Annotated in this window: 9 protein-coding genes; 6 read left to right on the top strand and 3 right to left on the bottom strand. The window is 36.1% G+C overall.

From position 1 onward, the window contains the following. Positions 1-233: 233 nt before the first annotated feature. The 6 genes from H6W53_RS04195 to H6W53_RS04170 all read left to right on the top strand — a co-directional run bounded on the left by H6W53_RS04195 (position 234) and on the right by H6W53_RS04170 (position 6,730). Positions 234-887 carry an NAD-dependent epimerase/dehydratase family protein gene (locus H6W53_RS04195; RefSeq protein WP_087709170.1) on the top strand — a complete coding sequence of 218 codons (654 nt, stop codon included), beginning with the start codon at positions 234-236 and terminating at the stop codon, positions 885-887. Beyond that, positions 884-1,036: a hypothetical protein gene (locus H6W53_RS04190; protein WP_165762973.1), complete on the top strand. Its 153-nt coding sequence runs from the start codon at positions 884-886 to the stop codon at positions 1,034-1,036. The genes H6W53_RS04195 and H6W53_RS04190 overlap by 4 nt, the downstream gene beginning before the upstream one ends. Positions 1,037-1,227: 191 nt before the next feature. Further along, entirely contained in the window at positions 1,228-4,269 is a 3,042-nt protein-coding gene (locus tag H6W53_RS04185) for a choice-of-anchor I family protein (protein WP_185205008.1), read from the top strand. 91 nt (positions 4,270-4,360) lie between these two features. Then, on the top strand, positions 4,361-5,194 hold the full coding sequence (locus H6W53_RS04180) for an SIR2 family NAD-dependent protein deacylase (protein WP_185205007.1): 834 nt from the start codon (positions 4,361-4,363) through the stop codon (positions 5,192-5,194). Position 5,195: 1 nt separating this feature from the next. After that, the gene (locus H6W53_RS04175; protein ID WP_185205006.1) at positions 5,196-6,011 is read left to right on the top strand and encodes a hypothetical protein; all 816 of its coding nucleotides are present in this window, start codon (positions 5,196-5,198) and stop codon (positions 6,009-6,011) included. A gap of 2 nt (positions 6,012-6,013) precedes the next feature. After that, a complete protein-coding gene (locus tag H6W53_RS04170) occupies positions 6,014-6,730 on the top strand; it encodes a barstar family protein (RefSeq protein WP_185205005.1) in 717 nt (238 codons plus the stop codon). Positions 6,731-6,767: 37 nt separating this feature from the next. On the opposite strand, the gene H6W53_RS04165 is transcribed toward H6W53_RS04170, so the two are convergent. The 3 genes from H6W53_RS04165 to H6W53_RS04155 all read right to left on the bottom strand — a co-directional run bounded on the left by H6W53_RS04165 (position 6,768) and on the right by H6W53_RS04155 (position 9,393). Further along, positions 6,768-7,382, bottom strand: a complete 615-nt coding sequence (locus H6W53_RS04165; protein ID WP_087709173.1) for a response regulator transcription factor — start codon at positions 7,380-7,382, stop codon at positions 6,768-6,770. 611 nt (positions 7,383-7,993) lie between these two features. Then, on the bottom strand, positions 7,994-8,242 hold the full coding sequence (locus H6W53_RS04160) for a NifU family protein (protein ID WP_076395525.1): 249 nt from the start codon (positions 8,240-8,242) through the stop codon (positions 7,994-7,996). A 44-nt stretch (positions 8,243-8,286) separates the two neighbouring features. Then, on the bottom strand, positions 8,287-9,393 hold the full coding sequence (locus H6W53_RS04155) for an Mrp/NBP35 family ATP-binding protein (RefSeq protein WP_185205004.1): 1,107 nt from the start codon (positions 9,391-9,393) through the stop codon (positions 8,287-8,289). Positions 9,394-9,401 lie beyond the last annotated feature (8 nt).

Genomic DNA, 9,401 nt, shown 5'->3' with positions numbered 1-9,401 from the left:
TTTGTGCGAATTTAAATAAAACAGACCGATTTTTCCCCCCGATGGGGCGGGTTGTGTGAGCTTTTTTCTTAGTCCGGGCGGCGGCCCCCCCCCCCCCGAAACTATCAAACCCTTATCAATTAGGTTAAATAATACCCAAATTTCAAAAAACGCAAAAAAATTGTATAATTTTTGATACCACATAAAGTAAAAATATTCCTGAAAACGTCAACAACAGTAATAACAGTAAAGAAATGGATTCAATAAAAATAATTCTCACAGGAGCAACAGGAATGGTAGGTGAAGGCGTTTTAATGGAATGTCTAGAGAATCCGAACATTTCTGAAATCCTCAGTGTAAGCCGAAAACCGTCGGGTAAAAAACACGCCAAATTAAAAGAATATATAGTTTCAGATTTTTTAAAGATAGATCTGAATGATGAAAATTTCAAAGGATATGATGCCGTCTTTTTCTGCGCGGGAATCAGCAGTGTAGGAATGAGCGAGGAGGAATATACCAAGATTACCTATGATACAACGCTTCATTTCGCAAAGGCCGTTCTCAATCAGAATCCGGATATGGTTTTCAACTATGTTTCAGGAGCGCACACGGACAAAACGGAAAGCGGAAAAATGATGTGGGCAAGAGTAAAAGGCAGAACGGAAAATGCACTTAGAAAATTAGGATTCAGGGCAGCATACAATTTCCGACCGGGATTTATGAAACCTGTTGAAGGTCAGGAAAATGTAAAATGGTTTTTTAAACCGTTTATTTGGGTTTTCCCTGTTTTATTACCATCAAAATCATTAACTTTACATGAAGTGGGTATTGCAATGATCAATGCCGTATTAAAAGGGTATCCCACCTCAACATTAGAAATTAAGGACATTAAAAATCTGGCGATATGAAGGAAATGTTAAAAAGAATTTTTCTGGTAGCTTTTATTTTATTGGTTCTGACGGCAATTTCAGGATTTTTTTATATGCAGAAACATCCGTTGGAAGGGAATAAGTTTACAGGCAAAAATCTGCGTTTTTCCGGTAAGGTCTCAAAATAAGCTATCATTAGGAATAGTAAATATTAAAAATCGTTTGTCATAAAAACGATTTCCTTATTTCGTGTTTGATTATTTTTATTATTAACTTAAATTTATTCTTATCTCTTATTTATTAATCATTTTTTAAAATTTGCTTAAAATCTTTGCAAAGTAGAACCTTCATTTTTGCATAAATTTAATATAAGTAAAAAATGATTAACAACTACTTGTTAAAAAGTTCTGTTGTCGCCGCATTCTTTCTTCAGGGAGCGGTTTTCGGGCAGACCTCTCTTATCCATTACTGGAATTTTAATAACAATGCTTCGGCAGCTTCCATCACTGCGCCGACTTCCACTTTGTTGGGAGGTTCGATGACTGCTGCAACCAACGGAACTACTGATGTAGATTTCGCCAACGGAACAGGACAGAATTTCAATATCGACAATTTCAATGCGAGAAACGGAGATGTTTCAGGAACGCATTTACGTTATAATTTCCCGATCAATGGAAACCTTCAGTTCAATTTACCAACAACAGGCTACAATAATGTTGTCGTGAAATTTACGACAAGAAGATCCGGTTCCGGAGCAGGAACGCAGACGTGGAAATATTCTGTGGACGGAACAAATTTCGTTACTTTTCAGACGGTTTCACCTTTAGATGCTAATCCGCAGCTCATTACGTTAGACTTTTCAGGCGTTTCCGGAGTCGCCAACAATCCTAATTTTAAACTTAAAGCTGAATTCTCGCAAGGTTCCGGAGGAACTGTGGGAAACAACCGTTTCGATAATTTTACCGTAGATGCAACCCCCATTAGCGCAGCCGATACTACTCCTCCCACCGTAACTTACCTTCCCTCAAACAACGCAAATAATGCTTTAACGACTGTAAATCCCACGATCTCTTTTAATGAAAGTGTAAGATTAACAGACAATTCCGCGATCAACGATTCTAATGCACAAATGCTTGTCGATTTCCGTCTTGGAAATGCTTCAGGTTCTCAGGTTCCCTTTACAACAACGTTTTCCAGCAATAAAATTACAGTGATCCCGACTGTAGCTTTAATCCCCAACCAAACGTATTATCTGGCTTTAAAACCCAACATGGTAGAAGATACAAGTGATAATGCAGTGACGGCAATTACTTCCACCATTTTTACCACAGCCGGAACCTCCGTTTCTCTGGATAAAAATTTTATTAAAGTCAATGAAAATGTCGGGACTTTAGCATTTAAAATAAATGTTACGAATCCGTCAAATTCAACAGTGAATTTGGTGGTGAAACCCGCTCCTTTCAGTACAGCAAACAGCAGCGACTTTACATTGGCGAATCAAACGATTAATCTTACTCCTTCCACGACGAGTTATACGGTAAACATCCCGATTATTGATGACACTCTGGAAGAACAACAGGCAGAATATTTTGTGGTAAGCCTTGAAAATCCGGTTGGAGCAACCATTTTCGGAGACAGCAATGCAACGATTTATATTGTAGATAACGATAAACCGGCTCCTGTTCCGTCCTATCAGATTTCTTTAAATTATATCGGAAGTTTTGATCCTTCGGGAACCAACACCAGTTCTACGGAAATTGTGGTTCATGATCCTGCAACCCAGAGATTATTTACCATCAGCTCCATCACCGATGTTTTTGATATTATTAATTTCAGCAATCCTACTTCGCCAACCGTTGTTAATACCATTAATATGGCTCCTTATGGCGGAATTACAAGCATCGCCGTAAAAAACGGAATTATTGCTGCGGCTTCTCCAAATACAAATCCACAACTGAACGGTTCTGTAGTTTTCTTTGATATCAACGGAAATTTCCTGAAGCAGATTACCGTAGGAGCTTTACCGGATATGATTACTTTTTCACCGGACGGAACAAAAGTAATGACTGCCAATGAAGGCGAGCCGAACGATGCTTATACGGTAGATCCGGAAGGAACGATCAGCATTATTGATATTTCAGGCGGAATTGCGAATCTTACGCAAAGCAATGTTACAACGCTTAATTTTAATGCTTTTGATTCTCAGGTTTCTGCTTTAGCGGCAACCGGTGTAAGAAAAGTAAGAACAAACAATACGCTTTCTCAGGATTTAGAACCTGAATACATTACAATTAGCTCAGACAGCCAGAAAGCATGGATTGCGCTTCAGGAAAATAATGCGGTTGCCGAAGTTAATTTAGCCACAAAAACCATTACGGGAATTTGGGGATTGGGTAAAAAAGACATGAGTGTTCCCGGAAACGGTTTTGATGCTTCCGATAACAACGGAGAGATCTTAATTGCCAACTGGCCTGTAAAAGCCTATTTTACTCCGGATGGCATTCAGAATTATAAGGTTGGAGGAACCAATTACATCATCACTGCCAATGAAGGCGACGAAAAAGACCTTTCAGGATTCAGTGAAAGAACTACAGTAGGTGCGAATGATTATGCTTTAGATCCCGCTATTTTTCCACAATCTTCTGTTTTAAAGGCTTCTTATAATTTAGGAAGATTCAGAGTTTCCAATGCGACCGGAAATACAGACGGAGATGCAGATTTTGAGGAAATTGCAGGTTTGGGAGCGCGTTCATTCTCGATCTTCAATGCAGATACCAAACAGATCGTCTACGACAGCGGGGACCGTTTTGAGAGATATATTGCTGCCAATCATCCTTTGATCTTTAATGCAGATAATGAATCCAATACTGTTAAAAGCAGAAGCCGTGCAAAAGGTCCTGAACCGGAAGGAGTGGCGTTAGGAAATATTAACGGACAAACGTACGCTTTCATCACACTGGAAAGAACAGGCGGCGTGATGGTTTATAATATTACCGATCCTAATAATCCTGCTTTTACGGATTACAAACATTCGAGAATGACTTCCGCATACGGAGGCGATAACGGACCGGAAGGGCTTATTTATATCGCTCCGGAGAATACAACGACGGGAAAAGGCTATGTAATTGTTGCCAATGAAATCAGCGGCACGTTATCGATGTATGAAATCGCCAATGCGCCGACTCTGGCTACCGGAGAGGTAAAACCGGAAAAAGCAACCTTCAATGTATTCCCGAATCCCGTAACAAAAGGAAATATTCTGTATTTCAACAGAGCGCAGGACTATGAATTGTATGATATGTCCGGAAAGTTGATCGGAAAAGAGAAAAATGCTTTAACAATCGATACTTCGATGCTTTCTACAGGAGTATATCTTGTAAAAACTTCCGAAGGACACCTGAAAAGAGTTATTGTAAAGTAGATTATATATTATTTAGTTGATTAAATGAGTCTCGAATTTTCGGGGCTTTTCTGTTTTAAAGAAATTCAGTAGTTTTAAACTTTGAAATACCATGAAAACGCAATTAGAAGAAATCATCCATCAGGTTTACCATAAAGAAAAACGAAATCTTTTCACTTTTTTAACGGGAGCAGGAATTTCATCCGACAGCGGAATTCCTACCTATCGAGGAACAGACGGAATCTGGGTAAAAGGAACACAGTTTCATAAGCCAGAAGAATTCGGAACACTGAAATATTTTAAACAAAATCCAGAAGAAGTTTTGCAATTTTCTCTTTTCAGGAAAAAAATGTTTGAAAGTGCAGAACCCAATGAAAGCCATTTTCATTTAGCTGAAATTGAAAAAATACTGCGGAACCGGTTTCATCTGATCACACAAAACATAGACAATCTTCACAGGCGCGCAGGAAATCAGCGAATATATGAAATTCATGGAAATAACCGTGAAATTAAATGTTCGAACGGATGTAAGGAAATTTTGAATCTTCCGGAAGAAATTAAAGGTAAAAAAATCGATGAAGATCTTACAGCAAAAGATATTGAATTGCTTACCTGCTCGTATTGCGGACACTGGATGCGCCCGAATATTTTGTGGTTTGATGAATATTATGATGAAAAGACCAATAAGAAATTCAGTTCCCTGAAAGTGGCAAAAAACAGCGGAGTGCTTTTCATTATCGGAACTTCCGGAGCAACAAATCTTCCGTTTGCCATTGCTGAAACCGCATTGAAATACGGAGCCTTCATTGTTGACATCAATACAGAAGACAACCATTTCACGGAACTGATTGTAAATAAAAAAAATAAGCTGATCATCCGGGAAAAGTCTACTGAGGTTTTAAGGGTAATTAAAGAGATTATTGAAAATTTATCTGAAATAATTTGAGATGAGTCATTCCGAAATCAATATTTTAATCAAAAAAGCGTTGAAGGCTAAACACAATAATAACTACTGGAATCAGATTATAAAATTAAGAACATATGTAAATGATGAAATGATTTCGGAATGTTTTGAAATGATAGATTCTGATGATACAAAATTTAAACAAATCGGGATTGATATTCTATGCCAATTAGGAAATAAACGTGGAAACTTTGTTGAGTCTCTTTTTGATAAAATCTTTGAAATTTTAAGAACCACGTCAGATGAAAATCTGATTTGTACAAGCCTTTTTGCCATCGGTCATAACAACCAATATTTAAAAACAAAGCATTTCAAAACTTTAGAACAATTTAAAAATTCAGAATCTAAAGAAATAAGATATGCACTTACTTTTTCTCTACTCGGAGTTGAGAATTATAAAGCCGTAACAATGATGATAAAACTGGCACAGGACAGAAGCCTCAGAGTGAGAGACTGGGCTACTTTTGGTCTCGGAACACAAATCGAATGTGATGATGAAGAAATCAGACATGTTTTGTATAAGAATTGTTTTTCTAAAGACCATCAGATAAGGCATGAAGCTATAAAAGGGCTTGCAAACAGAGAAGATAAGAGGGCAAAAGCTGTAATTTTGCAGGAACTTAAAAGCGAAAGCTACGAAAGCATTTTATTTGATACTCTCTTAAATATAAAACACGGAGAGCAGTATATTCCTGATCTTATGGCTGTCTATGATAAAGTGAGGGATGACAAAAATATTAATCCACAATGGATTGCAGATCTTCAAAACTGCATTGAAATATTAAAAATCAATCAATAATCATGTTTGCATTTTCATTAGATACAGAAGAAAAAGAAAGTAAAATTATTACCTACATTGATGAGGTTAAAAATCTCGAAAGCACTAAGACAAATCTTGGATATAGAGAAATAAGATTAATCGGTATTGAGAATATCGACAACTTCAAGACTGAAATCGAAAAAGCTACCAAGATTTATGATAATCAGGGCTTTTTTCATTTACTGGATAAAGATAAATCCATTGTAACAAGCACTTTTATCAGCGGAATTAAAATAATAAAGTCTAAAAAGATCAACATTACTGTTAGCGGAACAGTCTGGTTTCATCCAAAAGGATTTCATAAATCCTGGAAAATGTTTCTCAACAATGAAATTACCGAAAGAAATTCCTGGAAAAAACTCGATAAAGATGAGTTACAGGGCTGGCTGGTTTTCGCATTACATCGTATGAAACCTCAACCCGCAAAAGAAAATCTAATCCTCAGGCTTGATGGAAATGATTTTAATAATTTAGATGAATTTTTTTGCTCCTTCGGAGAAGAAGTAAATGGAATTGGCGGATATTTTGGCAGACAATTGTATGCTTTATACGATTGTCTTCGTGGAGATTTCGGGGTAAAAACCATTACTGAGATTACATGGTATAATCATGAACGAAGTAAAAAACTCCTAAGATCAAATTTTGATAAAATTTTACACATATTTCAGGAATATGAAATTAAAATCTATCTTAAATAAAAGCCGCGGCGAAATTCTTTCGCCGCGACTTTTATTTTTAATGTAAATCGTCATAGATTCTTACAAGATCCACAACGTTTTTTACCTTAAGTTTTTCAAAAATCTTTTTTTTGTAAGTACTGATGGTAGACATTTTAAGATTCAGACTGTTAGAAATTTCAATATTTCCGTTTCCTTCGGCGAGAAGTTTAAAGATCTGGAATTCTCTTTTCGAAAGCCTTTCTACAGAGTGTACATCGGTAGAATGGGTAACGAGCTTTTTCATCATATCTACCGTGTAATAATATCCTTCTTCTAATATTGATTTTACACTTGTAATAATCTCTTCTTCTGTGGCTCCTTTGTTAAGATATCCGGCTGCTCCTTCTTCTATGTACTGAATTCCGACATTCTCGTCGTACCCGGAAAATATAAGAATTCTTAAATGTTTCTGCTTCTTTTTCAGTTCCTTCACCATTGCTTTAAAAATACTCTGTGGAATATCAATATCAATAATTAAAAGATCGTATACTTTTTCGCAAACTTTTTCTTTAACTTCAGGATAAGTTTCGGCAAAGTCTATGGTACACTGATATCCGAGTTTGGTTTCTAAAATAATTGAGGTTCCCATTCTTACAACATAATGACCGTCAGCAATGAGTATGTTCTTCATAGTGTTCGTTTTAAATCAATTTTCTCTACAGAAAATCACTTTTTCATTCAATTTTAAAATTTCAATACAACTTACAGACCAATATCATTTCTTTATAATATTTCTTCCTGATTAGAAGAGTTTTAGAGACATAACATACTATTAATATAGTTCTGAAATTTTTCAAACTTATAATTTTCATTTTTTATACAGCCGTTAAAAAAACATGAAATCTTTAAAAGGTAAGGATAAAAGTATATTACAAGCACACATCTCCACGTAACATTGTAAAGAATTTTATACAAAAATAAGACATATAATATTCACAAACAGGTAGAATTAATACTATAAAATTTTCTTAATATTATTTAAAATTTTCTTAAAAATAAAAAATTACAGATTTAAAAACCTGTATTATAAGATTTTACAGATAATTTAACTTCCTTAGATTATCCTATTATTTTAGCAAATTCCTTCTTTCGGGATATTTACGGTCTGATTATTTATTTTTTTTGTGACCATTCAAATTTTACAAAAATTTATTTTACAATTTTCGAATAATAATGAATTTTATACACATAAAAAGACAGACCTTAAAAGATCTGTCTTATGAAATATATTTTTTTGTTTTTCTACTCTACATTAAGTACTTTCTCTATTTCCGGAGCATACTGTTTAATGGTATTTTCAACGCCTAATTTTAAGGTTGAAAAGTTTAATGAACATCCGGAGCAGTTGCCTAAAAGCTTTACATAGACCAGATTATCTTTCACATCGATAAGCTCGATATCGCCCCCATCTTTGTTAAGGAACGGACGTATGCTTTCCAGCGCCTCTAGAACTCTTGTTACGGTATCTTCGTGTGTTATATTTGTTTCCATATTTTTTTCAGTTCAGTTCTGTTTTTCAGATTTTTGAAAAATCATTATTTTGATTTTGGTGAGCAGCCAGCCATTGTTGTAATCTTTACCGCTTCTGTAGGGGGAAGATATTTGTTTCTTTCTACCAGACTTTCTACCATTTTTCGGGCAGTTTCCGTATAAATTTCAGCAATTTTAGATCCTTCCTGTAAAGCTGCAGGTCTTCCTACATCTCCAGCTTCTCTGATGCTCTGGATTAAAGGAATTTCTCCTAAAACCGGAATTCCAAGATCATCTGCCAAATATTGCGCTCCCTGTTGTCCGAAAATATAATATTTGTTATCCGGCAATTCTTCCGGCGTAAAGTACGCCATATTTTCGATTAATCCGAGAACCGGAATATTGATGCTTTCCATCTGGAACATTGCAATCCCTTTTCTTACGTCTGCCAAAGCTACGTGTTGAGGTGTACTCACAATTACCGCTCCTGTTACAGGAACTTCCTGAATGATAGATAAATGAATGTCTCCTGTTCCCGGAGGAAGATCAATAAGTAAGAAATCCAGTTCTCCCCAGGCTGCATCGCGGATCATTTGGTTCAATGCTTTTGAAGCCATCGGCCCTCTCCAGACAACTGCCTGATTGGCTCCTGAAAAATACCCAATCGAAAGCATTTTAACACCATAATTTTCAATAGGCTTCATCAGGTTTTTACCGTCAATTTCTACAGAAATTGGTTTTTCGCCTTCTGTATCGAACATCGTAGGAACTGAAGGACCATAAATATCTGCGTCTAACAATCCTACTTTAAAGCCCATTTTTGCCAATGTTACCGCCATATTCGCTGCAACAGTAGATTTACCAACTCCTCCTTTTCCGGAAGCAATGGCAATAATATTCTGAATTCCGGGAATTTGTTTTCCTTTGATCTGGCTCTGCTGAATTTCGCTCGGCTCCGGAGAAACGATCTTTAGTTTCAGATTGATCTCTTCACCGAATTCACTTGCGAAAGCCTGTTTCATTGCAGCTTCAAGCTTCTTTTTTTCGTGCATTGCAGGTGAGTGTGCCGTCATATCAATATATACATCGTTGCCCATGATTTGTAGGTTATTCACCAAATCGTCAACTTCTATCTCTTTAAGGAAATCCTGAACCTTTTCTTTCGTCAACATAAACTAAA

Origin of the sequence: Chryseobacterium sp. C3 (assembly GCF_014218905.1) — a bacterium.
Classification (GTDB): domain Bacteria; phylum Bacteroidota; class Bacteroidia; order Flavobacteriales; family Weeksellaceae; genus Chryseobacterium; species Chryseobacterium mucoviscidosis.
The sequence above is the reverse complement of the archived record's forward strand: the minus strand, read 5'-3'. Positions and strand labels throughout refer to the sequence as shown.